This window comes from uncultured Bradyrhizobium sp. (assembly GCF_936928535.1).
GTDB lineage: Bacteria > Pseudomonadota > Alphaproteobacteria > Rhizobiales > Xanthobacteraceae > Bradyrhizobium.
This window is the reverse complement of record NZ_CAKZHY010000091.1, coordinates 1-23,763: the sequence shown is the minus strand read 5'-3', so window position 1 is coordinate 23,763 and position 23,763 is coordinate 1. Positions and strand designations below refer to the sequence as shown.

At 64.3% G+C, this 23,763-nt stretch carries 23 protein-coding genes; 14 read left to right on the top strand and 9 right to left on the bottom strand.

Features of this window, described 5'->3' with window-relative positions:
• Positions 1 to 6 precede the first annotated feature (6 nt).
• The 3 genes from Q0687_RS13820 to hflX all read left to right on the top strand — a co-directional run bounded on the left by Q0687_RS13820 (position 7) and on the right by hflX (position 3,268).
• Positions 7 to 1,377 (top strand): sigma-54 dependent transcriptional regulator, encoded by a 1,371-nt coding sequence (locus Q0687_RS13820; RefSeq protein ID WP_298877524.1) that lies wholly within the window; start codon positions 7 to 9, stop codon positions 1,375 to 1,377.
• Between the two features lie 248 nt (positions 1,378 to 1,625).
• Positions 1,626 to 1,874, top strand: coding sequence for an RNA chaperone Hfq (gene hfq / locus Q0687_RS13815; protein ID WP_007591126.1), 249 nt, complete (start codon positions 1,626 to 1,628; stop codon positions 1,872 to 1,874).
• A gap of 11 nt (positions 1,875 to 1,885) precedes the next feature.
• Positions 1,886 to 3,268 carry a GTPase HflX gene (gene hflX / locus Q0687_RS13810; RefSeq protein ID WP_298877522.1) on the top strand — a complete coding sequence of 461 codons (1,383 nt, stop codon included), beginning with the start codon at positions 1,886 to 1,888 and terminating at the stop codon, positions 3,266 to 3,268.
• 24 nt (positions 3,269 to 3,292) lie between these two features.
• On the opposite strand, the gene mazG is transcribed toward hflX, so the two are convergent.
• The gene (gene mazG, locus Q0687_RS13805) at positions 3,293 to 4,147 is read right to left on the bottom strand and encodes a nucleoside triphosphate pyrophosphohydrolase (protein WP_298877521.1); all 855 of its coding nucleotides are present in this window, start codon (positions 4,145 to 4,147) and stop codon (positions 3,293 to 3,295) included.
• Positions 4,148 to 4,272: 125 nt separating this feature from the next.
• On the opposite strand from mazG, the gene queC reads away from it, so the two are divergent.
• Positions 4,273 to 4,986 (top strand): 7-cyano-7-deazaguanine synthase QueC, encoded by a 714-nt coding sequence (queC, locus tag Q0687_RS13800; RefSeq protein ID WP_298877518.1) that lies wholly within the window; start codon positions 4,273 to 4,275, stop codon positions 4,984 to 4,986.
• Positions 4,987 to 5,160: 174 nt separating this feature from the next.
• Here the strand turns inward: queC and Q0687_RS13795 are convergent, their stop codons facing one another.
• The 3 genes from Q0687_RS13795 to nthA are packed head-to-tail and all read right to left on the bottom strand — an operon-like array spanning position 5,161 to position 6,826.
• Positions 5,161 to 5,538 carry a nitrile hydratase accessory protein gene (locus Q0687_RS13795; RefSeq protein ID WP_298877516.1) on the bottom strand — a complete coding sequence of 126 codons (378 nt, stop codon included), beginning with the start codon at positions 5,536 to 5,538 and terminating at the stop codon, positions 5,161 to 5,163.
• Positions 5,538 to 6,197 carry a nitrile hydratase subunit beta gene (gene nthB / locus Q0687_RS13790; RefSeq protein ID WP_298877514.1) on the bottom strand — a complete coding sequence of 220 codons (660 nt, stop codon included), beginning with the start codon at positions 6,195 to 6,197 and terminating at the stop codon, positions 5,538 to 5,540. The genes Q0687_RS13795 and nthB overlap by 1 nt, the downstream gene beginning before the upstream one ends.
• Complete coding sequence (nthA, locus tag Q0687_RS13785) at positions 6,194 to 6,826, bottom strand: nitrile hydratase subunit alpha (protein WP_298877512.1); 633 nt, start codon at positions 6,824 to 6,826, stop codon at positions 6,194 to 6,196. The genes nthB and nthA overlap by 4 nt, the downstream gene beginning before the upstream one ends.
• A gap of 121 nt (positions 6,827 to 6,947) precedes the next feature.
• On the opposite strand from nthA, the gene Q0687_RS13780 reads away from it, so the two are divergent.
• The 4 genes from Q0687_RS13780 to Q0687_RS13765 all read left to right on the top strand — a co-directional run bounded on the left by Q0687_RS13780 (position 6,948) and on the right by Q0687_RS13765 (position 11,356).
• The gene (locus Q0687_RS13780) at positions 6,948 to 7,754 is read left to right on the top strand and encodes an enoyl-CoA hydratase/isomerase family protein (RefSeq protein ID WP_298877510.1); all 807 of its coding nucleotides are present in this window, start codon (positions 6,948 to 6,950) and stop codon (positions 7,752 to 7,754) included.
• A 102-nt stretch (positions 7,755 to 7,856) separates the two neighbouring features.
• On the top strand, positions 7,857 to 9,347 hold the full coding sequence (locus Q0687_RS13775) for a DASS family sodium-coupled anion symporter (RefSeq protein ID WP_298877507.1): 1,491 nt from the start codon (positions 7,857 to 7,859) through the stop codon (positions 9,345 to 9,347).
• Positions 9,348 to 9,579: 232 nt separating this feature from the next.
• Positions 9,580 to 10,701 carry a methionine ABC transporter ATP-binding protein gene (locus Q0687_RS13770; protein ID WP_298877504.1) on the top strand — a complete coding sequence of 374 codons (1,122 nt, stop codon included), beginning with the start codon at positions 9,580 to 9,582 and terminating at the stop codon, positions 10,699 to 10,701.
• Entirely contained in the window at positions 10,691 to 11,356 is a 666-nt protein-coding gene (locus tag Q0687_RS13765) for a methionine ABC transporter permease (protein WP_298877502.1), read from the top strand. Before Q0687_RS13770 ends, Q0687_RS13765 begins: the two co-directional genes overlap by 11 nt.
• A gap of 6 nt (positions 11,357 to 11,362) precedes the next feature.
• Here the strand turns inward: Q0687_RS13765 and Q0687_RS13760 are convergent, their stop codons facing one another.
• Positions 11,363 to 12,346, bottom strand: coding sequence for a helix-turn-helix domain-containing protein (locus Q0687_RS13760; protein WP_298877500.1), 984 nt, complete (start codon positions 12,344 to 12,346; stop codon positions 11,363 to 11,365).
• Between the two features lie 180 nt (positions 12,347 to 12,526).
• Here Q0687_RS13760 and Q0687_RS13755 point away from each other — a divergent pair, with 180 nt between their 5' ends.
• Both Q0687_RS13755 and Q0687_RS13750 read left to right on the top strand, forming a co-directional pair.
• Positions 12,527 to 13,723 carry a serine hydrolase gene (locus Q0687_RS13755; RefSeq protein ID WP_298877499.1) on the top strand — a complete coding sequence of 399 codons (1,197 nt, stop codon included), beginning with the start codon at positions 12,527 to 12,529 and terminating at the stop codon, positions 13,721 to 13,723.
• Positions 13,724 to 13,738: 15 nt separating this feature from the next.
• Positions 13,739 to 15,730: a primary-amine oxidase gene (locus Q0687_RS13750; protein ID WP_298877497.1), complete on the top strand. Its 1,992-nt coding sequence runs from the start codon at positions 13,739 to 13,741 to the stop codon at positions 15,728 to 15,730.
• On the opposite strand, the gene Q0687_RS13745 is transcribed toward Q0687_RS13750, so the two are convergent.
• A complete protein-coding gene (locus tag Q0687_RS13745; protein WP_298877494.1) occupies positions 15,727 to 16,263 on the bottom strand; it encodes a helix-turn-helix transcriptional regulator in 537 nt (178 codons plus the stop codon). The two genes, Q0687_RS13750 and Q0687_RS13745, sit on opposite strands and share 4 nt — an antisense overlap.
• 208 nt (positions 16,264 to 16,471) lie before the next feature.
• On the opposite strand from Q0687_RS13745, the gene Q0687_RS13740 reads away from it, so the two are divergent.
• A complete protein-coding gene (locus Q0687_RS13740; RefSeq protein WP_298877492.1) occupies positions 16,472 to 17,287 on the top strand; it encodes a hypothetical protein in 816 nt (271 codons plus the stop codon).
• Between the two features lie 52 nt (positions 17,288 to 17,339).
• Here the strand turns inward: Q0687_RS13740 and Q0687_RS13735 are convergent, their stop codons facing one another.
• Positions 17,340 to 18,167 (bottom strand): cytochrome c, encoded by an 828-nt coding sequence (locus Q0687_RS13735; RefSeq protein WP_298877490.1) that lies wholly within the window; start codon positions 18,165 to 18,167, stop codon positions 17,340 to 17,342.
• Between Q0687_RS13735 and Q0687_RS13730 the strand changes: the two genes are divergently transcribed.
• Entirely contained in the window at positions 18,166 to 18,924 is a 759-nt protein-coding gene (locus Q0687_RS13730) for a CBS domain-containing protein (protein ID WP_298877488.1), read from the top strand. The two genes, Q0687_RS13735 and Q0687_RS13730, sit on opposite strands and share 2 nt — an antisense overlap.
• A gap of 42 nt (positions 18,925 to 18,966) precedes the next feature.
• Here the strand turns inward: Q0687_RS13730 and Q0687_RS13725 are convergent, their stop codons facing one another.
• Both Q0687_RS13725 and Q0687_RS13720 read right to left on the bottom strand, forming a co-directional pair.
• The gene (locus Q0687_RS13725; RefSeq protein WP_298877486.1) at positions 18,967 to 19,104 is read right to left on the bottom strand and encodes a hypothetical protein; all 138 of its coding nucleotides are present in this window, start codon (positions 19,102 to 19,104) and stop codon (positions 18,967 to 18,969) included.
• Positions 19,105 to 19,124: 20 nt separating this feature from the next.
• A complete protein-coding gene (locus Q0687_RS13720) occupies positions 19,125 to 19,340 on the bottom strand; it encodes a hypothetical protein (RefSeq protein WP_298877484.1) in 216 nt (71 codons plus the stop codon).
• A gap of 262 nt (positions 19,341 to 19,602) precedes the next feature.
• Here Q0687_RS13720 and Q0687_RS13715 point away from each other — a divergent pair, with 262 nt between their 5' ends.
• Both Q0687_RS13715 and Q0687_RS13710 read left to right on the top strand, forming a co-directional pair.
• Entirely contained in the window at positions 19,603 to 20,352 is a 750-nt protein-coding gene (locus tag Q0687_RS13715; RefSeq protein WP_298877482.1) for a trypsin-like peptidase domain-containing protein, read from the top strand.
• Positions 20,353 to 20,651: 299 nt separating this feature from the next.
• Complete coding sequence (locus tag Q0687_RS13710; RefSeq protein ID WP_298877480.1) at positions 20,652 to 23,708, top strand: adenylate/guanylate cyclase domain-containing protein; 3,057 nt, start codon at positions 20,652 to 20,654, stop codon at positions 23,706 to 23,708.
• Positions 23,709 to 23,763 lie beyond the last annotated feature (55 nt).

Genomic DNA, 23,763 nt, shown 5'->3' with positions numbered 1-23,763 from the left:
CGACCCATGGCAAGTGAAATTCTGATTGTCGATGATGAGGCCGATATTCGGGATCTCGTTGCGGGCATCCTCGAAGACGAGGGTTTTGTCACGAGGACCGCGCGCGACAGCGACTCGGCGCTGGCCGAAATCGCCAACCGCCGGCCGCATCTGGTGTTCCTCGACATCTGGCTGCAGGGCTCCAAGCTCGACGGCTTGCAGCTCCTGGAGCAGGTCAAGAAGGATAATGCCGATCTGCCTGTGGTGATGATCTCCGGCCACGGCAACATCGAGACCGCCGTCGCCGCGATCAAGCGCGGCGCCTACGACTTCATCGAGAAGCCGTTCAAGGCCGACCGGCTGATCCTTGTCGCCACCAGGGCGCTGGAGAACTCGCGGCTCAAGCGCGAGGTCAAGGAGCTGAAGCAGCTGGCGCCGAGCGCAAGCTCGCTCGTCGGCCGCTCGCCGAGCATGAACCAGCTGCGTCAGACCATCGAGCGCGCGGCCAAGGCCAACAGCCGCATCCTGATCGTCGGCCCCGCCGGCGCCGGCAAGGAATTGACGGCACGCACGCTGCACACGGCCTCGGGCCGCGCCGACGGTCCTTTCGTCGTCATCAACGCCGCGGCGATCACGCCGGAGCGCATGGAGCACGAGCTGTTCGGTATCGAGCAGTCCAATGGCGAGCATCCGCGCAAGCCCGGTGCGCTCGAGGAAGCGCATGGCGGCACGCTGTTCATCGACGAGATCGCGGATATGCCGCGCGAGACCCAGAACAAGATCCTGCGCGTGCTGGTCGAGCAGTCGTTCCAGCGTGTCGGCGGCACCGCCAAGGTGCAGGTCGACGTCCGCATCATCTCCTCCACCGCGCGCAATCTCGAGGAGGAGATCGCGGCCGGGCATTTCCGCGAAGACCTCTATCACCGCCTCTCGGTGGTGCCGATCCGGGTGCCCGCGCTCTCGGAGCGGCGCGAGGACATCCCCGAGTTGATCGACTATTTCATGGAGCAGATCTCGGCCGGCAGCGGCCTGCCGAAGCGCCAGATCGGCCAGGACGCGATGGCGGTGCTGCAATCGCATGTCTGGCCGGGCAATGTGCGCCAGCTCCGCAACAACGTTGAGAGAGTCATGATTCTGGCCGCGGGCGGGCCCGAGGTGATCATCACCGCCGACATGCTGCCGCAGGACGTCGGCTCGATGGTGCCGGCGATGCCGACCAGCAACAATGGCGAGCACATCATGGGCCTGCCGCTGCGCGAGGCGCGCGAAGTGTTCGAGCGCGACTATTTGATTGCCCAGATCAGCCGTTTCTCAGGAAATATTTCTCGTACGGCCGAGTTTGTTGGCATGGAACGGTCGGCACTACACCGGAAGTTGAAGGCGCTCGGGGTCGGCTAGGAGCCGACGCCGACGCCACGCCCGCGGGATACCTCAGAAAAATCATCTATTTCCGTAGTTTTTCGGAGAATTAGGAGGGGACCTGCCGCGCGAAGCGGCTTGCCTAAAAGGTCCACCTGTCCTCTAATCGTAAAAGCTGCTCCTCCGAGGGGGATCTCATGAGGAGCGGCAACCGGAAGAAGGCCCCATTTTGAAAACAGGGTCGCTCCCGGGCGCAATAAAAAGAAACTCAAAGCGAGAAAAAAACAATGGCGGCAGACCGCGCACAAAACCTACAGGACACCTTCCTCAATCACGTTCGCAAAACCAAAACGCCACTGACGATCTTTCTGGTCAACGGAGTGAAGCTCCAGGGTATCGTGACCTGGTTCGACAATTTCTGTTTACTGCTACGGCGCGACGGTCATTCGCAGCTGGTCTATAAGCATGCGATCTCGACCATCATGCCGGGCGCTCCGATCCAGCTGTTCGAAGGCGGCGAGGATCAGCCGGCTTGAGAGTGATCTGATTGGAACCCCGAAATTTCGACGGGGAGGCCGATCGTCCGCGATCGGCAGGGGCTAAGCAAACGGGGCGGGTGCTTGTCGTCGGCCCCTATTTGCGAGCGCGCGCGGGAAGTGCCGACGCGCAATCGGAAAGTCATGTTCAGCGCGACACGCAGGCCCGGCTCGACGAAGCCGCGGGCCTCGCGCGCGCGATCGACCTCGTCATTGCCGATGCCATCATCGCGCCGATCAATCAGATCCGGCCCGCGACCTATATCGGCAAGGGCAAGGTCGAGGAGATCGCCGCACTCGCCAAGAGTCTCGACGTCGAGCTTGTGGTGATGGATTGCGCGCTGGCGCCGATCCAGCAGCGCAATCTCGAAAAGGAACTGCGTGCCAAGGTGCTCGACCGCACCGGGCTCATCCTGGAAATCTTCGGCCGCCGCGCCAAGACCAAGGAAGGCTCGCTCCAGGTCGAGCTTGCGCATCTGAATTATCAGCGCTCACGCCTGGTGCGATCATGGACCCATCTTGAACGCCAGCGCGGCGGCTTCGGCTTCATGGGCGGCCCCGGCGAGACGCAGATCGAGGCCGACCGCCGCCTGATCCAGGAGCGCATCACCAAGCTCGAAAGCGAATTGAAGAAGGTGCAGGCGACGCGCCGTCTGCATCGCGCCGGACGCCAGCGCGTGCCGTATCGCGTCGTGGCGCTGGTCGGCTACACCAACGCCGGAAAATCGACGCTGTTCAACCGCCTGACCCGTGCCGACGTGCAGGCCGCCGACATGCTGTTCGCCACACTCGATCCCACGTTGCGTGCGCTGAACCTGCCGCATGGCGGCAAGGCGATGCTGTCGGATACCGTCGGCTTCATCTCGAATTTGCCGACCCAGCTCGTCGCCGCCTTCCGCGCCACCTTGGAGGAGGTGCTGGAAGCCGACGTCATCCTGCATGTGCGCGATATCTCGCATGAAGACGCCGAGGCACAGCAGAGCGATGTCGACGCCGTGCTGCGCCAGCTCGGCATCAACCCTGATGATAGCGGCCGCATCATCGAGGTCTGGAACAAGATCGACCGCTACGCACCTGAGAAGCGCGAAGAGCTTTTGAATATCGCGGCACGCCGGCCCGAAGATCATCCGGCGATGCTGGTTTCGGCTGTGTCAGGCGAGGGGATCGACGCGCTTCTTGCGGCGATCGAGGAGCGCCTCGCCGCCAGGCGCACCACGCTCGACCTCTCCATCGATGCCGCCGACGGCGCCGGCATCTCCTGGCTGCACCGCAATTCCGAGGTGCTGGCGAAAGAGCTGCACGACGGCCGTTTCGACATGACCGTGCGGGTGGACGAGACCAAGCGGGATATCGTGGTGAACAGGTTCGACGCAGTGCCGCATCTGTCGGCGTAAACCGCTGTCGTCCTGGCGGCGGAGTTAGCGGCGCCCTTCTTTGCGTCCCTCTGACGCCGCGTTCACGTCGCCCTTCGCCTCGTTCCACAGCGCATCCATCTCAGCCAGCGACGCCTGCTCCAGCGTGCGTCCCTGCGCTGCCAGCGCCCGCTCGATATAGGCAAACCTCCGCTCGAACTTCGCATTGGTGGCCCGCAGCGCGGCTTCCGGATCGGCGTCGACGTGGCGGGCGAGGTTGACGAGGGCGAACATGAGGTCGCCGGTCTCCTCCGCGATCTCCTCCTTGTCGTTGCGGTCGAGCGCGGCCTCGATCTCATCGGCTTCCTCGCGGATTTTTCGCAGCACTGCGCGCGGATCGTTCCAGTCGAAGCCGACGGTCGAGGCCTTGCGCTGCAGCTCCATGGCGCGCGTCAGCGCGGGCTGGCCGGCCTTGACGCCCGACAGCAGTGATTTGTGCGGCGGCGATGCTTCCGGCGGCCTGCGCGCGGCGCGCTCGGCTTTCTCCTCGGCCTTGATGCGATCCCAGACTTCCTTGACGTGGGAGGAGGCGAGATTGCCTTCCTTGTCGGCGAAGACATGGGGATGGCGCCGGATCATTTTTCGCGTGATGGCTTCGACCACGTCGCCGAAGGCAAAGGCATTCTGCTCCGATGCCATCTGGGCGTGGAACACCACCTGCAGCAGGAGGTCGCCGAGCTCCTCGCGCAGATCGTCGAGATCGCCGCGGTCGATGGCGTCGACCACCTCGTAGGCCTCCTCGATCGTGTAGGGCGCGATCGTCGAAAAATCCTGCTCGAGGTCCCAGGGACAGCCGGTCACCGGCGTGCGCAGCGCAGCCATGATCTCGATCAGGCGGGAAATATCGCGGGAAGGGGTCATTGCGGGGCGGTCTCCTGGGCCAAAGCCTTATGCCAAAAGCAGGCGGTCGTTCCCAGCGGGGCGCGCCGGAACAAGCCGATTTCCACTGATTGGCGAGGCGGGCAGGCAGTGCTAAAGCGCGGCCCATGAGCGACGCATTTTCATCACAGACCGCGCTGGTGCTGTTCTCCGGCGGCCAGGACTCCACCACCTGCCTTGCCTGGGCGCTGAGCCGCTTTGCGCGGGTGGAGACGCTGGGCTTCGACTACGGCCAGCGCCATGCCGTCGAGCTCGACTGCCGTGACCGGCTGTTCGACGGCATCAAAGCCCTGCGCGCGGATTGGGCCGGCAAGCTCGGCGAGAGCCACACGCTGTCGATCCCGACGCTGGCGGCCGTGTCCGAGACCGCGCTGACGCGCGATGTCGCGATTGCGATGGGCGCCGACGGCCTGCCGAACACGTTTGTGCCCGGCCGTAATCTCGTCTTCCTGACCTTCGCGGCCGCTTTGGCCTATCGACGCGGCATCACCCACATCGTCGGGGGCATGTGCGAGACCGACTATTCCGGCTATCCCGATTGCCGCGACGAGAGCATTCGCGCGATGCAATCAGCGCTCTCGCTCGGCATGGCCCGCAAATTCGAGCTGCACACGCCGCTGATGTGGATCGACAAGGCCGCAACGTGGAAGCTCGCGCACGACCTCGGCGGCGATGCGCTGGTCGATCTGATCCGCGAGCAGTCGCACACCTGCTATCTCGGCGAACGCGGCGCGCAGCATGATTGGGGCTATGGCTGCGGCGAGTGCCCGGCGTGCAGCCTGCGGGCGAAGGGGTGGCGGGAGTTTGTGGCGGGAAAGTAGTCCCACACCCACCGCCGTCATCCAGAGGTGCGCGCACTCGCGCGCCTCGAAGGATGGGCCGCAAGCGCCCGGAGCCCATCCTTCGAGGCTCCTCACGAGACGCATCGCATCCCGCGAGGAGCACCTCAGGATGACGGCGGAGTGACTGGCTGCGAGTAGAGCACTCGCGAAGGCCTACCTAAAATCCTCCGGCTTTAGCTCGATCGGCCTGCCGTGCGGGGTGCGGTCCGCGGCATGATCCCAGGCATCGCGATAGCGATGCAGCGTGTCCATCGAGGCGACACCCTTGCGCGCGACGAGGCCTTCCAGCGTGGCGAGCCAGTGCAGATAGTAGGTCTCGCCCGTGTCAGGATCGCCGGCAGCCTGCGCGCGCTTGATCTCGGAGGCCAAGGCCGCTGCCCATTCCGGCCAGGTGAATACGCCGCGATCGTGCAGGCTCAAGGCCATGGCAAAGGCCTGCGCCTCCCAGGGCGCGCGGAACACCGGGCCGTCGTCGTCGCGCGGAATGCTCGGGATGGCCGCTGTCGCGGCCGCAGCAGCAGCGCTGCTCATCACGCCGGATCCAGATAGGGCTCGAACGCGTCGATCGAGACCTTCAGCGTCGGATCTCCATCCTCGCCCCAGAGATCACGGCCTTCGAACACGACGGTGTAGAGCCATTGCGGGTTCTCGCCGAGCTCCATCGCGGCCGTGTCAGGAAACACGTGGCAGCCGTGGTTGAGCTCGACCACGCCGACATGGCCGCGGACATAGCGCGGCAGCCTTGTGTGCGTGGTCGGATGGATGTTCTTGGCGCGCACGCGATCACCGATGTTGAATTTGGCGGGCGCTGGTGCAGGGCGGCCGAACTTGCCGCGCACCATGATTCGCTCGACCTGACCGAGATCGAACTTGCCATGCTTGAGCGCTTTGCCGGGCTGCATCGCGTGGCCGGCGGCGACTTCCTCGCGGGTGAGGTATCCCTTCTCGATCAAATTCTCCTCGAGGCCGAGGAACCACTTCTTGTAATAGGAGCTGGATAGGTAGACGTGCGGCGGAATGCTCTCGCGATAGAACCGCGAGGTGTCGATGTTGAACGCGCCAGTCGCGCCCATCGCGCGCACCATGGCGAGCACCCGCGACTCCCATTCTTCATGGAAGACAGGCTCGTTCGGTTCGGGCTCGACCTTGCCGAACCCGTCCATGCCGCCCATGTCGTGCACGCCGTTCACGATGGAGCTCCGGGCGTCCTGGGAAATCCCGTGCCGATCATGGAATCGCGCGTGACAAGCTCGGCAAGCTGCTCCTCGCTCCAGCCTTCCGTGCCGGCGGGGCGCATCGGCAGCACCAGGAAGCGTGTTTCTGCGGTGGAATCCCAGACCCGGATTTCCATGTCCTTCGGCAGGTTGACGTCGAAATCGGCGAGCACGCCGCGGGGATCCTTCACAGCGCGCGAGCGATAGGGCGAGGCCTTGTACCAGACCGGCGGCAGCCCCAGCATTTCCCAGGGGTAGCAGGAGCACAGCGTGCACACGACCATGTTGTGCCTTGCAGGCGTGTTCTCGACCACGACGAGATGGTCGCCGACGCGGCTGACATGGCCAAGCGTGCCGATCGCCTTGCTGCCGTCCTCCAGCAGCGCCTTCTTGAACGACGGATCGGTCCAGGCCTTGGCGACGACGCGCGCGCCATTATGCGGTCCGATCTTGGTCTCGTAAGCCTGGATGATGGCGTCGAGCGCGGCCGGCTCGACATAGCCTTTTTCGATCAGAACAGTCTCGAGCGCGCGTACGCGCAGCTCGGTCTCCGACAGCTCCGAATGATCGTGATCGTGGTGATGGTGGTCGTGATCTTGGCTCATGGCGCGAAAGATTAAGCGCAATGATCCTGTCCTGTCGAGCGCTCGTTGCGGGGGACTCGGTCCCATTTCGTGACGCCTGATGTGCGCTACGATCGGACGACAATCAGCGTCGGAGGACCCCATGAAAGACTTCGTCAAGATCGAGAAAGGTCTCGGGCCCGACGGACGGATCGCCGTGGTGCGGTTCGATCATCATGACGGAATCAACGCATTATCGCCGGAAGCGCTGCGTCAGCTCACCGCAGCGGCGCGCAGCTTCGAGGATGACGCGGCGACGTCGGTCGTGGTGCTGACAGGCAATTCAGGCGCGTTCAGCGCCGGCTTCGATCTGAAGGATGCCGAAGGCCGATCGCGCAAGGAGATGGACCTCGGCGCGCTGAGGCGGCATCTCAAGCTCGGCCCGCGCCTGACGCACGCCTGGCAGGAGATGGAGCAGATCACGATCGCGGCGATCGAAGGCTTTTGCATTGGCGGTGGCGTGGCGCTCGCGGTCGCGCTCGACTTCCGCGTGATGGGCAGCGATGCGCATCTGCGCGTGCCGGAAATCGGGCTCGGCATGAACATGAGCTGGCAGAGCATCCCGCGCATGCTGCATCTGATCGGACCTGCCCGCACCAAGCAGGCGGTGATCCTGGCCGATGAGCGCATCTCCGCCGATGAAGCCTATGAATGGGGCCTGGTCGAGAAGGTGGTCGATCCCGGTTACGCCTTCGATGCCGCCATGGAACTGGCCCGCAAGGTGGCCGCGCAGCCGCCGCTGTCCGTTGCCATGACCAAGCTCACCGTCAACCGGCTCGCGCACGCGCTGGACGATCTCGCCAGCCATATGGACGTCGACCAGTTCGCGCTCGCAAGCCTCAGCGAGGATCACAGAGAGGGTGTCGAAGCGTTCCTCGGCCGCCGCAGGCCGCGCTTCAGGGGACGATAGGTTCCTGCCCATTGATCGCGGCACGGACAATCCGTATACGCCGCCCCGGGACAAAACGGCCCCGCCAGCGGGCTATGCGACGTCGAGTGAGGGGGAGGGCCTATGACCGCCAGTTCGCAGGCACCTGAGGCGCAGGCCCCTGAAGCTAAAGGCTTTCGCGGGAAGTTGATCGCACCGCTCGTGGTCTGGCTTGCGATCTATCTGTGGCCGGTGCCGGCAGGTCTCAACGTCAATCAATGGCACTATTTTGCCCTGTTCGCGGCCGTCATCACCGGGCTGATCCTGGAATCGATGCCGGTGGGCGCGGTCGGCCTGATCGGGCTGACGGTCGCAGGCATCAGTGGCTATATCGATCCCGATCCCAATAAATCGCTCCGCTGGATGCTCGCCGGCTTTGCCGAGAGCACGGTATGGCTGATCGTCGGTGCCTTCGTGTTCTCGATCGGCTATCGCAAGAGCCAGCTCGGCCGGCGCATCGCACTGGTGCTGGTGCGACGCCTCGGCACCAACACGCTCGGCCTCGGCTATGCGGTTGCGATGTCCGACTTCCTGCTGGCGCCGGCAACGCCCTCCAACACCGCGCGCAGCGGCGGCATCGTCTATCCCATCATCAGCAACATCCCGCGCATCTACGGCTCGGAGCCTGGACCAACTGCGGGCAAGATCGGCACCTATGTGATGTGGACCGCGTTCGCTGCGACCGCGATCACGAGCTCGCTGTTCTTCACCGCGCTGGCGCCGAATGCCGCCGCGCTGGCGATCGCCAAGAAGACGGTCGGTGTCGATGTGAGCTGGGGCCAGTGGTTCATCGGCTTCGCGCCGCTGGGGATCCTCCTGATGATCCTCGTTCCGCTGCTCAGCTATGTGATCTGCCGGCCCGAGGTGAAGCGCAGCCCCGAGATCTCGGACTGGGCGGTGAACGAGCTCGGCGATATGGGCCCGATGTCGCGCAACGAGTGGATCATGCTGGCGCTGATCGTGCTCGCGATGTTCCTGTGGATCGCGGGCTCGAGCCCGGACATTCACATCCCCTTGCTCGGCTCGAATTTCGTCAATGCCACCACCGTCGTGTTCATCGTGATCTCGCTGATGCTGATCACGGGCGTGATCGAATTCGCCGACATCGTCAGCGAGAAGAGCGCCTGGGAAGTGTTCTTCTATTTCACCTCGCTGCTGACGCTGGCCTCGGGCCTCAACGAGATCGGCTTCATCAAATGGTTCGCCAATGAATTCGCAAAGCCGCTCGCAGGGCTCTCGCCGTCGACCGCGATGATTCTGCTGGTCGCGCTGTTCTTCTGGATTCACTATTTCTTCTCGAGCATAACCTCGCACGCGGCGGCCGTATTGCCTGTCGTGCTCGCGGTCGGTTCCGGCATCCCCAATCTGCCCGTGACGACACTCGCGATGCTCTGCATGTATTCGCTCGGTCTGATGGGCGTGATCTCGCCCTACGCAACCGGGCCGGCGCCGATGTATTACGGCAGCGGCTATATCGGGAAGGGCCAGTTCTGGGGCTTTGGCCTGATCTTCGGGGTGCTCTATTTCGCCGGGCTATTGGTGATCGTGCTGCCCTGGCTGACCATGGTCCGGTAGGCCGGTCGCAGGCCGATCAACCCGGCAGACGAATTTTCTTTGGGGGCGAGGGATTGGGAAAACTTCGTCCAATCCCCCGCAAATATCTGACATTGCAAGAAAGCCTGGAACGAGCGATGGTGTGTTGCAGTGCAGCGACGCCCCCGCGCGCCTGCCTTGGTTCCACCCTTAGTCGCCTGGATCGCGACCCGGTCCCGCGTGCGCCTTTCGGGCGGCCGGGCTAATATCCTGCATGAAAGCCGTTTCCATGAATGCGCACCCGTCGCTGGTGATCGGAGAACCCGTCGAGATCCGAGACGCCTCATCCCAGCCGGACGCGATGGTCCGCTTCGAGACCGTCTCGAAGACCTATCCTACTTATCGTGGCAAGCCCGGCGTCCTCGCGCTGCAAGGGATCGATTTCGCGATCGCGCGCGGCTCCATCACCGGCGTGATCGGCCGCTCCGGCGCCGGCAAGTCTAGCCTGGTGCGGCTCATTAACGGGCTGGAGAAGCCGAGCACGGGTCGCGTCGTCGTCGATGCCAGGGACATCTCGGCGCTGACAGGGCGCGATCTTCGCCTCGCGCAGCGCTCGATCGGCATGATCTTCCAGCACTTCAACCTGCTGTCCTCGCGCACCGCCGCCGACAATATCGCGCTGCCACTGGAGATCGCCGGCTGGTCAAAAGCCGACATCAAGGCACGCGTGAGCGAATTGCTTGCGCTGGTCGGCATCGCCGACAAGCACGACCGTTATCCATCAGAGCTCTCGGGCGGCCAGAAGCAGCGCATCGGCATTGCCCGCGCGCTGGCGACGCGACCTGACGTGCTGCTGTCGGACGAGGCGACCTCCGCGCTCGATCCGCAGACCACACGCGCCATCCTGGATCTGCTCGCGAATATCAACCGCGAGCTGGGCGTGACCATCGTGCTGATCACCCATGAAATGTCCGTGGTGCGTCAGCTCGCCAAGGAAGTCGTGGTGCTCGATGCCGGCCGCGTGGTCGAGAGCGGTCATGTCGCCGACATCTTCACCCATCCCAGGCATCCGATCACCCAGTCGTTCCTGGCCGAGGTCACGGGCGACAGACTGCCGGTGTCGCTGGCGAGCCGGATCGTGCAGGAGCCAGGCAGCCACGCCGTGATCCGCGTTCAGGTCCGCGGGGCAGGAGCCAGCGACACCCTGATCGCGCGGCTTGCCCGCGAACTCGGCCTCGACGTCTCGCTGCTGTCGGCGCGCATCGACGAGATCGGCGGCCAGCATGTCGGATCGCTGGTGCTCGGAATTCCCGGAGGCGAGGGGGCGGCAACGCGGACGCTCGCCTTTCTGTCACAACATCAAGTCTGGGCGGAGCGTCTCGGCTATGTCGCCTGAACTCATCAATCTCATCATCCAGGCTACCGGCGAAACCCTGTTCATGGTTGGGATCGCAGCAGTGCTCGGCACCGTGTTTGGCCTGCCGCTCGGTGTGTTCCTCGCGACCAGCCGCAAGGGCGAGCTGTTTGCGGCCCCCGCCGTCAACGCTGCACTTGGCATGGTCGTGAACGCGACCCGCTCGACGCCCTTCATCATCCTGGTCGTCGCCATCATCCCGTTCACGCGCCTTATCGCCGGCACCTCGATCGGCTCGACCGCGGCGATCGTGCCGCTGACGATCGCCTCGACGCCATTCATCGCGCGCCTGGTGGAAGCCGCGATCCGGGAGGTCGATGGCGGCCTGATCGAGACCGCATCCTCTTTCGGCGCCTCGCCGTTCCAGATCGTGTTCAAGGTGCTGATCCCCGAGGCGCTGCCGGGCCTGTTGCTGGCGCTGACGCTCGCGGTGGTCAGCCTGCTCGGCTACTCCGCCATGGTCGGCGCGGTCGGCGGCGGGGGCTTGGGCGATCTCGGCATCCGCTACGGCTACCAGCGCTTCATGCCGGAGATGATGCTGGCCGTGGTGGTCGTGCTGATCGCGCTGGTCCAGCTCGTCCAGAGTGCCGGCGATTACTTGGCGCGGCGGGTCAATCGCCGCTTGCGGCACCACTGATCCCGATCAAGCCGCCAGCTTGGCGCGCCGCAGCGTCTCCGAGGGCTTTTCGGAGAAGTGGCGCTTGTAGTCGAGCGAGAACTGGCTGAAGTGCCAGAAGCCGTGCTGCACGGCGATGTCGTAGACTGACGCATCGGTGCCGCGCTTGAGGTCCCGTCGCGCGCGGTTCAGCCGCATCGCGCGCCAGTAATGCATCGGGCTCGTGCCCAAAACCTCCTGGAAGCAATAGCCGAGCTTGCGCGGGCTGGCGCCGACTGCCTTGCAGATCTCGAGCAGTGAGAGCGTGCGGTCACCGCTGTCATGCATCAGCGCGCGGGCGCGATCGACCGTGCGCTTGCGCGCCACGGCACTGCGGCCGGGATCGGCAGGGCGCGCCGCGGGCAGCATATCCATGATCTCGACGAGGAGGGCATCTTCCAGCGCTTGCCGGGTGACTGCATCGTCGAAACGTTCCGGCACGGTCGTGATGGTCTCCTGGATCGCGGCAAGATGGGCGCGCAGCCGCGCGACCGGCGCTTCCGCCATCTCCATGGCGCGTAACTGGTGCCAGACTGCGCGCGGCAGCTCGATGTTGAGGCAAGCGGCTAATTGCTCGATCAGCGCCGCGCTGGTGACGACGCCGCGAAACTCGAATGCCTTCGGCGTGCACATGTCGACCTCGGCGTCCATGCAGGTGATCACCTGGCTACCTGCAACGCCGGCGCCGTTGCAATTGACCTCGCCGTCGCCGTGCCAGGGCAGGCCGATGCCGAAGCTATCGGCGCCGAGCTGGCCGTATTGGCGGACCTGCTGGCTGGTCATCTCACGAAACACATCGACGCGGGGCAGCGAGAGCTGGGTAAAGCTGCCCCGAAACGCGCCGGCACTGATCTGGTCGTAGTTCAGTCGCCAGCGGCCAAGCGCGGCGCAATGCTCATCCACGTCGGTGCTGCTCGCCTGGAACAGGTTGGCAGCCGAGTCTTGAATCGGAAGAGTTGCGCTTAAGGCCATGACAGCACGTCGAAATCCGGTCGCCATGCGACTGGCGGGAACGACGCCAGACTGGCACGACCACAGGCGCAGTCCAGCAAAATATTGCGGGATCTCGATAACGCATTGAGGCGGCTGGGTGCAGTCTTCCGCAATATCGTTGCCGGCACCGGAGCCGGGATCGCTTGCGGAGGGATCGAGATGCGACCGACCGAGATCATGCGCGGCAGCCCACCGGCGCCCGAGGCCCAGGTAACGCGCGCCAATTGGCGCAGCTTTCCGGCGATCCGCTGGGGCTTTACCCACGTTCGCGAAGTGCTGCCGACTGCCGAGATCCGTCGCTCCGCGCAGCCGACGCCGATCGCGAGTGCTCCGCGTGAGCTGACAAAACTTGGCTTCACCTCGCCTGACGGTAAGGCGACCACGATCGAGGCCACGCTGCGCGAGACCCAGTCCGACGCGCTTCTGGTCATGCATCGGGGCACACTGGTCCACGAATGGTACGGCGACGGCATGACCGTGACCACGCCGCATCTGATCTGCTCGATCAGCAAGGCGATCGCGGGTACGCTCGGCGGCGTGCTCGCCGCGCGCGGCCTGATCGATCCCGAGGCGAGGGTGGTCCGCTACGTGCCCGAGTTGGAGGCCTCGGTCTATGCCGGCTGCACCGTGCGCAATCTCCTCGACATGGCCGTCGCCATCCAATTCGAGGAGGATTACGAGGACCCGGCCGGCGACGTCGCGCGCTATCGCTTTTCTTCGGGCTGGGACGTGCCGCCATCAGGCGTCGAACCCGGCCATCAGCGCGCGTATCTGGCGACGCTTCGTGGCACCGGCAAGCCGCACGGCAAGGTGTTTCATTACGTCTCGACCAATACCGAAGTGCTTGGCTGGGTGTATGAACGCGCCTGCGGCATGCCCTACCACCGCATCCTCTCCGACTATCTCTGGCAGCCCATGGGCGCCGAGGAGGACGGTTCGCTCACGCTCGATAGTCACGGCATGGGCCGCATCGCCGGCGGAATCTCCGTGACCGCGCGCGATCTGCTGCGCTTCGGCGAGATGATGCGCAATCGTGGCGTAGTCGAGGGGCGGCAGGTGGTGCCGGGCTGGTGGATCGACGATATCAGGGAGAACGGCGATCCCAAGGCCTGGGCCGATGGCGACCTCGCAGAATTCTTCCCGGGCGCACGCTATCGCAGTAAATGGTTCACGATCGATCCCGCGCGCAACGCGCTGACGGCGATCGGCATTCACGGCCAGCACCTCTATGTCGATCTCGACTCCGACACCGTCATCGTCAAGCTCGCGACGCAGCCCAAGGCGATGGACGTCCCGGTCGACCAACGCTGGTTCGCGGCCTACCGCGCCATCTCAACTCATCTTGCTCCGCGCTGATTTCAGGACATCGCCATGCTCGATACAGTCAAGGCCGGTTCATCAACGCAGACCGCGACGACGCATCCGCTTGATCCCTTGACCGCCGAGGAGATCACCGCGGCCTGCACGCTGGTCCGGGCCGCGGCCGCCTCGCCGGAGGATTGCCGCTTTCCGACGGTTCGGCTGGAAGAGCCGACCAAGCAGGAGCTGGCTGCCAGCGGCGTCGGGCGCCGCGCCTTCGCGCTGACCCTCGACGTCGTGACGGGTGAGGCGATCGAGCACATCGTTGATCTCGCCCGTGACGAGATCGTCGCCCGAAAGGTCATCGGGAACCGCGAGGCGCCCTATGGGCAGCCATCGGTGATGCTCGAAGAGTTCTTCAAATGCGAGGCCGTGGTGAAGGCCGATCCTCGATGGCGCGCGGCGATGTATCGGCGAGGGCTGACCGACAAGGACATCGAGCTGGTCCAGGTCGATCCGTTCTCGTCCGGATTCTTCGATTTCGACTATGAGCGCGGCGCGCGTATCGTTCGCGCCGTCAGCTTCTTTCGCGAGCACCTGCAGGACAACGGCTATGCCCATCCGATCGAAGGCGTCGTCGCGGTCGTCGACCTCATCGCCGGCAAGATCATCGACCTCACCGACGCGGATCCGATCGTGCCGATTCCGCGCAAAAAGCGGAACTACGGCGCGCATGAGGTTGCGAACCCACGCACCGATATCAAGCCGCTGCATATCGAGCAGCCGGAAGGCGCGAGCTTCACGGTCGATGGCTGGAAGGTCGACTGGCAGAAATGGAGCTTTCGCGTCGGCTTCACGCCGCGCGAGGGGCTGGTGCTGCATCAGCTCGCCTACCAGGACGGCGCGCGAAAACGCTCGCTGATCCACCGCGCCAGCGTTACCGAGATGGTGGTTCCTTACGCCGATCCGACCGCGAACCATTTCTGGAAGTCGGCGTTCGATGCCGGCGAATACGGCCTCGGCATGCTCGCCAATGCGCTCGAGCTCGGCTGCGACTGCCTCGGCCACATCAGATATTTCGACGTGCCGGCCGCCGACAACAACGGAAAACCCTTCGTCATGCAGAACGCCATCTGCATGCATGAAGAAGACTATGGAATTGCCTGGAAACACTACGAATTCCGCAACGGCCTGTTCGAGGTGCGCAGGTCCCGGCGGCTCGTGATCTCGTTCTTCGCCACCGTCGGCAATTACGACTACGGCTTCTATTGGTACCTCTACCAGGACGGCACGATCCAGCTCGAGACAAAGCTCACCGGCATCATCCAGACCGCCGCCGTGCAGCCCGGCGAGACATACAAATGGGGCGGCATGGTCGACGACGGCCTCGGCGGCCCGACGCACCAGCACTTCTTCAACGTGCGCATGCACATGGATCTCGATGGCGGCGGCAACACCGTCAGCGAGCACGAGTTCGTGCCGCGGCCCTGGGGCGCGGACAATCCCCACGGCAACGCATTCGACACGACCACGCGCGTGCTCTCACGCGAGCGGGATGCCGCCTCCATCGCCAATGGCGAAACCGGCCGGTTCTGGAAGATCAGTAATCCCAACGAGGTCAATTCGGTCGGCAATGCGCCGGCCTACAAGCTCATGGTCAATCCGAGCCCGCTGATGTTGGCGCAGGAGGGCAGCTATGTACGCAAGCGGGGCGGCTTCGCAACTAGGCACGTCTGGGTCACCGCGTTCGACAGGGCCGAGAAATACGCCAGCGGCGATTATCCCAACAACCACGCCGGCGGCGATGGGCTGCCGCGCTATGCCGCGCAGAACCGCAACATCGAGAACACGGACATCGTGCTGTGGCACTCCTTCGGCCACACCCACATCTGCAAGCCCGAGGATTTTCCGATCATGCCGGTCGAATATGCCGGCTTCACGCTGAAGCCGACCGGCTTCTTCGCCGCCAATGCAGCCGGCGATATCCCGCCGGAGCGTAACAGCCGCAGCGTGCTCGCAGGCGAACAGGACACCGCCAGCAGCTCGTGCTGCCACAAGCCTTAAGCTGCCGGCGGCAGAGCAAACGACGCCGGGCCTGCGACGAGACTGTCGAGGTCAACCAGAAACAGCTCGGCCATGTGCGTGAGCTGGTGCAGCGGAATGCTGATCTCGCCACGCTCGGCGCGCGAGATGAACTCAGGCGAGACGCCGACGAGATTAGCAATCTGGGCTTCGGTATAGCCACGCGCCTCGCGCGCACCCTTGACTTGGGCGCCGATGTGCCGCCGGTGCAGGGCCTGCTCTTGCTCCGTCATCATCAGGGCCTGCTCGTCCGCGCTGGCGACCCCGTCAGCGAACGCGACGCCGAGCAGCCGCCGCTTCTGCCAGGCCACGCGGCAGGTCTTGCGCAAGCCGTCGGCAAAGATCAGCGTGGCCTCTTTCGGAAACGCCAGCGACCAGTCGAGCTTCAATTGTGCGCCGGTGCCGGAGACATCGGCGATGGTGCAGGGGATGCTCACCGCGCCCCTGGCGCCTTCGAACTCGATGATTCCGGTTCTCGCCGTGGGTTGCCTGGTCGCAGCGCGCAAGTCGCTCATGGAAGTCATTCCCGAACCTAGATACCGGCACTTGCCGAAAAATCAGTCGCCGATTTTACCTGTCGGGCTCCCGGCGCTCAATCGAACCCGGCGGGCATGGTGAAGGATTGGTTGTCCGTCGGAGCAGGGCATGCTGCCGGCGATGAACCTTCCGGGTCGGTCACGTCACCAAGATTGAAGATTACCCAGAAGCGCTTCGGATACCGCGATGAAATTGATCGTTCTGCTCTGCCTGCTTGCCCTCGCCACGCCTGCACGCGCAGCCTCTCCCGAGCAGCACTATCTCGATCTGCGCGACCGCTACATCGCAAAATTCTCGAAGGCCAAGGAGAGCGACGAGACCAGCAAGCAGCACGATGCGGCGCTCGACGAGTTGACCGGCGTGCTGCGTGGCCTGGTCGGGACGGTGGCCATCAAGGGGCTGCCGGCAGCGGGCAAGTCGAATGTCGATACGCTGTTCAAGGGCGACTCCGGCTTTGGCCACCTGGACGGGCTCGCCTTCGCCACTGAGGGCGACAAGCAGCAGGCCGTGGTGACGACGACGACGCTGATCAAGCACTGGCTTGCCGAGCACCGCAAGGATCCCATGCCGCAAGAGATCGACGCGGCGTTCAGATCCGATACCTTCTACTATGCCGCCATCCAGGACGCCGCCTTCGCCAAATATGCCGAGCTTCCTATCACCAAGCCGGCATCGGTGAGCGCCGCGGTCGCGGTGCTCGGCGTGCGTGGCAATGGCGACCTGAAGGGACCGCCGCACGAGATCGACGTCGTCGCTGTCAGGGGCGACAAGGTCTACTTCCTTGCCGCGACCGAGGCCGTCAAGACGGCTGAAATCCCGGCCTGCGAAAAGGTCTGGAAGCAGATGATGGCCAGGAAGATGCCGGAAGACGCCATGGCCAAGGAAGACCAGGCGATGGCGGCCTATACCAAGTGTTTCGCCAAGGAGGCGCCGAGCCAGAGCTGGTTCGGAGCCGCGGTCAAGACGGCGCAAGGCCAACTGGAATTGCTGCCGCTGCGCTAGCGTGCATCGGCCGGAGGCTCTGCGACGGGCGCCGGAGCAGATGGAGCCCGTCTCAACGCCGCGGATCGGCTCGCAATGTCTCCAGATAGGCGACCACAGCCTCGATCTGGGATTCGGAGAGCCGCGGATTCGGCATGGCCTGGTCCGGCCCCAGCCGCCGATGGCCCGACGTCAGGAAATGCCGCAGACTGTCCGCGGAGAAGGACGGTCTGCTGATGATCTCCGGGAAAGGCGGTGGGGACGGCCGGAACGCAGGTGCTTCCTTCGCAGCATCGGCGACGACATGGCACGTCCCGCAAGATGCGTTGGCGATTGCGCGCCCCTCGGACACCTGGTCGACAAACAACTGATTGGGAACGGGCAGGGTGAGCGGGATCTGCATGGCGATCCAGGCATACCCGCTGCTCCGGTGGCAACCGTTGCACTCGTTTGTCAGGCCGGCATACGATGTCATGAACGCGGGACCGTCCTTCGATTGGAGCGCCTGGCGTACGGCCCTGATCTGCTCCCTGGCGCGATCGGCTTGTGAGGGATTCGCGAGCAACCGGCTGGTCGCTTCAAGATTGGCGTCAATCTGTTGAATCTCGTAATTGGCTAGGTTCCAATTGCTCAGCTTGCCCGCAAACCAAAGCTTTGCGTGCTGAAGCTGAAGTCTGGTCATGAGGTCGGACAATGTCGCAGACAGCTCGGCCGGCGCGGCTGCGCCGGAGGCGGACAGCGCGACGATGATCGCACTCAGCAGAACCGTTCGTAGGCGCATGTTCGAAATGTTCCGATGTCTGATTTCAGGATGGCATCGTAGACCGCGCGGGCGTTGATCCTGATCAAGACGTCGTTCGTCACGGCAAATACCTGTTGTATCTCTCTCGGAGGAATACATGCGCGTACACCAGATCATGTCCAGACGCGTTTTGACGATACGGCCGGAGGCGCCGGTCGCCGAGGCCATCAAGGTGATGCTTGCCCATCACATCAGCGGCCTGCCCGTGGTCGACCCGGCCGGCAAACTCGTCGGCATCCTCTGCGAAAGCGATTTCCTGAGGCGGGCCGAAATCGGCACGGCGCACGAACGCAACCGTTTGCTGACGATGTTGCGTGGAGCCGATCGGACCGCAGCCGAGTTCGTGAAGGAGCACGGACGTACGGTCGAGCAGGTGATGACCCGCGAGCCGCTTTCCACCACTGAGCAGGCGTCCCTTGTGGAGGTTGCCGACATGATGGAGCGACGGCGGCTGAATCATGTGCCGGTCATGCGTGGCGAACGCATCGTCGGGATCATCACCCGATCCGACTTCCTGTCCGCAGTTGCCGGCCCGCTGACCAGCGCCTCCGGCTACTCCAGGGATGATGGTCAGATTCGCCGCTCCGTCCTGGCCGCGCTGGCCGGGGCGCCGTGGCAGCCGGTCTGCCTGAACGTCAGCGTGAAGGACGGCACGGTCACGCTACGTGGCGTCGTCAGGGGGGAAAACGCGCATCGGGCGCTTATCGTGGCGTGCGAGAATGTTGCAGGCGTTCGAGCGGTCGAGGACCGGCTTTATCTCCAGCCCGACCGACCGGATCCCGAGGATGATTACGGCGGCGGCGACTTCGTGTCGCTTCAGATGGAGCCGTCCACGCTGGACGACGAACCGTTGTAGTCGAAAGCGCACGCCGCAATCGCGGGGTGCGATCTCCTGAATTTACCTGCCGCGAGCGCGACGGTTTCCCGACGGCACAATGCGCTTGGCAAATTTGCCAATGGACGGGGAGAACAGTGCGATCTCGAGGATTCCGTAGAGCGCAAGTACCATCAACGCCTTGATCGCTTCGTTGGTCATCGGGGCTCTCCGTCAATGATCTAGATTGGATGCTTCTCTGGTCGGGTCAGCGCGGTCAGGGCACGGTCTGGATGAGGCTCGTAGACGGTCCGGGTCGCCGTCGCTCGCGCGTTGAATTCTGGATGAGCCACGCGGGCGGTCAGCATCATCACCATCAGGGCGATGCTGCCGACAAGCACCAGGACCACCACCTTCAGGTGCGTTGTCTTGTCTGCGGTGTAGATCGAGTGATTCACTGCAGGCTCCATCGTCAACGAGCCGAATTCGTGCTGCCAGTAGACGTCTAACGCATCAGTCGGAATCCCGAAATTCGGGCATGTCACCTAAGGAAATATCCGTAAGTCGGCACGAAGGAGGGCGCCGGCGCGTGCGGTGGCCCGACATGGGCGTGGAGAGTCCGAAGCCTGGCATGGCGGACTTGAGACACCTCAAACCGCGCCTGACCGCTGTCGTTAGGCTGCTGGAGCAGCGTCACTCGGATCGACGGAGGCGTCTCTCATGCCGCTTGGTACCTTCTACCGGTCCCTCAAATGGACGGTCGCGTCGGCATTGAGCCTGGCGCTTCTCCTCGGATCCGGCGTCTGCCGAGCCAATGAATTCTATAGGGAGCAGGCAGAGACGCTCTCGACGACGAACCTTGCGCCTCTCGTGAAACGCATCTCGCCGGCCGTGGTCGGAATCCGGGCTTGGGGCGTGCCATCGGAACCCCGAATATTTGATCCGGAAGCCGGATTTCCTGATCCTCCCACGCTCCGGGAATGGCAGGGCGCGGGTGTCATTGTAGACGCCCTGGCGGGCTTCATCGTGACGGCAAATCACCTGGTCGCCAGCGCATCTGTCGTGAAGGCTCAGCTCCAGGATGGCCGTGCGTTGGAGGCCCTTGTGCTCGCGCGATCCGATCGAGACGACGTTGCGCTGCTCCGCGTCGCTCCCGACAATCTTCGCGCGATGACGCTCGATGACGCTGGCGCCCTCGAGGTGGGCGAGCCGGTCCTGGCGATCGGAAATCCCGGGGATTGGGGACAGAGCGTGACACTTGGCATCGTGTCGGCCCTGCATCGTTCCTGCCCGGGGATCGCCAATAGCGATCTGATCCAATCGGATGTTCGCGTCGCCCAAGGCAGTTCGGGCGGTGCGTTGGTCAATCTGCAGGGGAAGCTGATCGGGGTCGTGCTTGCACGACGCAGCGGCTTTGCCTTTGCTGCGCCGGTTGCCGCGGTCAGGAGGCTCTTTGTGGCCGCACAATAGGAAGCCAAAACTCAACCGGCCATTTCGGGACGGCAGGTGCGGACCGGCCTTCGTGTCCCGGCGAACCTTTGCGTGATCCGCCGAGGAAATTCGTCAGGTTTTGACGGGTTGGAGTTGGATTTTAGGGCGGTCGCGGCAGCAAATCTGCCGATTGCATATGCCGCCGTGCGAGATTTACCTTTGTACCTGCGGACGCTAGCCGACATCCTGTGGGTGTGTATGATGCCTTGCGGCATCCGGTCTGGCGCCAGCTTTGGCCGTGTTTGCTGTTTGGGAACGAGCTGGCCTCGACAGCGACGATGAACACACAGACCCACGACCCGAAAGGCGAACGTCATCGATTGACGGTGCTTTTCTCTGACCTCGTCGGGTCCACCGTGCTGGGTCGGGATATCGAGTCGGAACATCTCTCCGAGCTGCTCGGCCAGCTCAGGGATATCTGGCATCGCGCGGTGGCCAAGCATGGCGGCCGCGTCATCCGGACACAGGGAGATGGTGTCCTTGCCGTGTTCGGCTATCCCAGGTCGGGCGAGGATGACGGTCGTCGTGCGGCCGAAGCCGCCATCGATATTCACCGTTGGGTCGGGCTGTTGCGGCCCGATGGCGTGTCCGCGGCTCTGATGCCGCTTCGCATGCATTCGGGTATCCACGCTGGCACCCTGCTCCTGACGGAAGGAGACATCGAGTCAGGCCGGTATGACCTGATCGGCGATGTCGTGAACACGGCGGCGCATTTGTCGCGCCAGGCTGCCCCGGGCCAGATCCTCGCCAGCGTCGATGCCCTCGGGCCGCACGCGAATTTCTTCGAGCTCGGTGCCCCCGTTGAAGCTGCTTCGGGCATGCCGCAGGCGCGGGCGGTGCTGCGACGAAGCATGGTGACGCGGCGGTTCGACGCAACGTCCCGGCGGGGCCTGACGCCCTTCATCGGGCGCGACGAGATATTCGACTATCTGACCGGGTTTCTCGACGAGCCTCAGCCGGCCTCGCAACGTTGCGCGATCGTCGTCGGCGGTCCCGGTCTCGGCAAGACGCGGCTGCTCGAAGAGGTGCTGCGCCACTGTGAGACCGATCAGTTCAAGCTGCTGCGTGGCAGTTGCGAGAGCTATGTCGGTGCCGAGGTGCTGCAACCATTTCTGCAGATGCTGCGCGCCTATTTTGGGATACGGCCCGACGCCTCGATTGCCGAGGCGGACGATGCGGCCCGTGACGCCCTGCAGCCATGGCTCGCCCAGCTCGGTCCGCGCGCGGAGGCGATCATCGCACTCGCCTCGACCGGCGCCGATGCGCGCGGCGGCCACATGACCGTCAACGGCGTCGTCGGTGCCCTGCTGGGCTTCTTTGCCGTCCTGTCCGAGCAGGGCGCGTTGGTGCTCGTGATCGACGACTGGCAATGGTCTGATGACGCAAGCCGGCAGTTGCTGGAGAAGCTCCTGCAATTGCCCAATGGACCGCGCTTCATCCTCGCCGCCCGGCCGCGCGACGACGGCACCGAGTGGATTTCCGGCGCACCGCAGCTGCGGCTGGAGCCCTTCGGGGGACAGGAAACAGATCTCGCCGTACGGCGCTGGGTGCCGCAAGCCGATCCCTTCCTGGTGGCCCGCGTTCACGCCTATGCGGGCGGCGTGCCGCTGTTCATCGAGGAGCTGTGCCATTCCATCGCGGCCAACGATCCCGCCTCGTTCGAATTGCGCAACAAACAAGGAGGATGGATCGCAACGCTGGTCGCCTCGCGCCTGGCGCGCCTGCCGCCGAACCAGGTCAACGTGGTCCGCGCCGCGGCAGTCATCGGCAACACGGTGCCGAAAGGGTTGCTGTTTGCGGCCTGCGGCAGCGAGCCCGACCCGGCGACGCTGCGGGCCTTGGCCGACGCGGATTTTCTCTTCGCCGATCCAGCTGGCGACGTGCTTCGCTTCAAACACGGCATCACGCGGGATGCGGTCTACGACACCATCGGCCTGCACGAACGTCAGGCCTTGCACAGGCGGATCGAAGCCGGTCTGCTGGCGCGGTCCGAGCAGGCCGAACGCGAAGACACGCTGGAAGCCCTGGCCTACCACTCGCGCGGCGCAGGGCATTGGGAAAACGCGGCCCATTATGCCGAACGCGCCGGCGACAAGGCCATGGCGGCTTTCGCCTTGGACGTCGCCGGGTCCCAATATAAGGCTGCGATGGATGCGCTGGATCAGGTGCCGGACCGCTCGCGCGAGCAATCGCTGCGCTGGTGCCTGCTGGCGAACAAACTTGGAATGGCCAACATCTTCGATCCGCTGTCGTTGACCGACGACACCAGCGTGTTCGAAAAAGCGGTCGCGATCGCGTCCTCGCTCGGCGACATCGGCGCGACGGCCACCGCTTATGAGTGGCTCGGCTACATGTGTTACGGGTTCGGCCGCTTTCGCGAGGGAGCGACACATACACGAACCGCACTCGAATGGGCACGCAAGCTCGGCGAGCGCCGCCTGATTGCCCGGATCGAAGCCGTGCTGGGTCAGATTCTCGCCGCGAGCTGCCAATACGACGAAGCCACCGCCTTGATCGAGGCTGCCATCTCGACCAAGCGCAGTCGCCCCCATAATGCGATCGCCGTCGGCTCGGCTTATTCGTTGTCCTGCAAAGGCAGTATCCTGGCCGACCGCGGCGATTTTGATGGCGCCCACGAGTGCTTCGCCGAAGCGATGAGCCTGGTCAAAGATTCGACCCATCCGGTCGTCAGCTCAGTGCGTAACTGGATCTCGGTTGCGCTGGTCTGGCAAGGGCGCTGGCGGGAGGCGGAGGAACTGGCGGTGGAGGGCGCGCGCGCCGCCGAGAACATGCGCAGCCTGCTGATGCTGGCGGCGTGCCGCGCTGCATCAGGATTTGCCCGCTGGTCGACATCCGGCGATGCCGACGGCTTGCAACAGCTGCGAGATGCCGCGCAATGGATGGAACGGCGCAACTTCCACTTCTACACCTCGGTTCAATATAGCTGGCTGGTCGAGGCGGCGGCGGATGCCAACGACGTCGATACGGCGCGGCGATACGCAGCCCATGTCCTCGGCCGCGCGCGCGAGGGCGAGCGGCTGGGCGAGGCGATGGCGTGCCGCGCGCTTGCGAAGCTCGCGGCACGCCGCGGGGATTTTGTACGAAGCCGGCGCTGGTTGCTGCGGGCCGAAACCTCGGCAGGCTGGCGCGGCTCGCTGCGCGATGCTGCGCTCAATCTCGCCGCACGCGCTGAGCTTCACGCGTTGCAAGGGCAGGGCGAAGCGGCCCACCAGACTGCAGCCGAAGCTGCCGAGAAGCTCCATGCACTCGGAATGCATTGGCACGCGGAACGGGCAATTCGATCCATGAGCGGTGTAGCCGCCGGCCGAGCCTGACTAGTCGGGCGTTTCCTTAGTTCGAATCATATCAGGCAGCCTCGGCGAGCTTGTA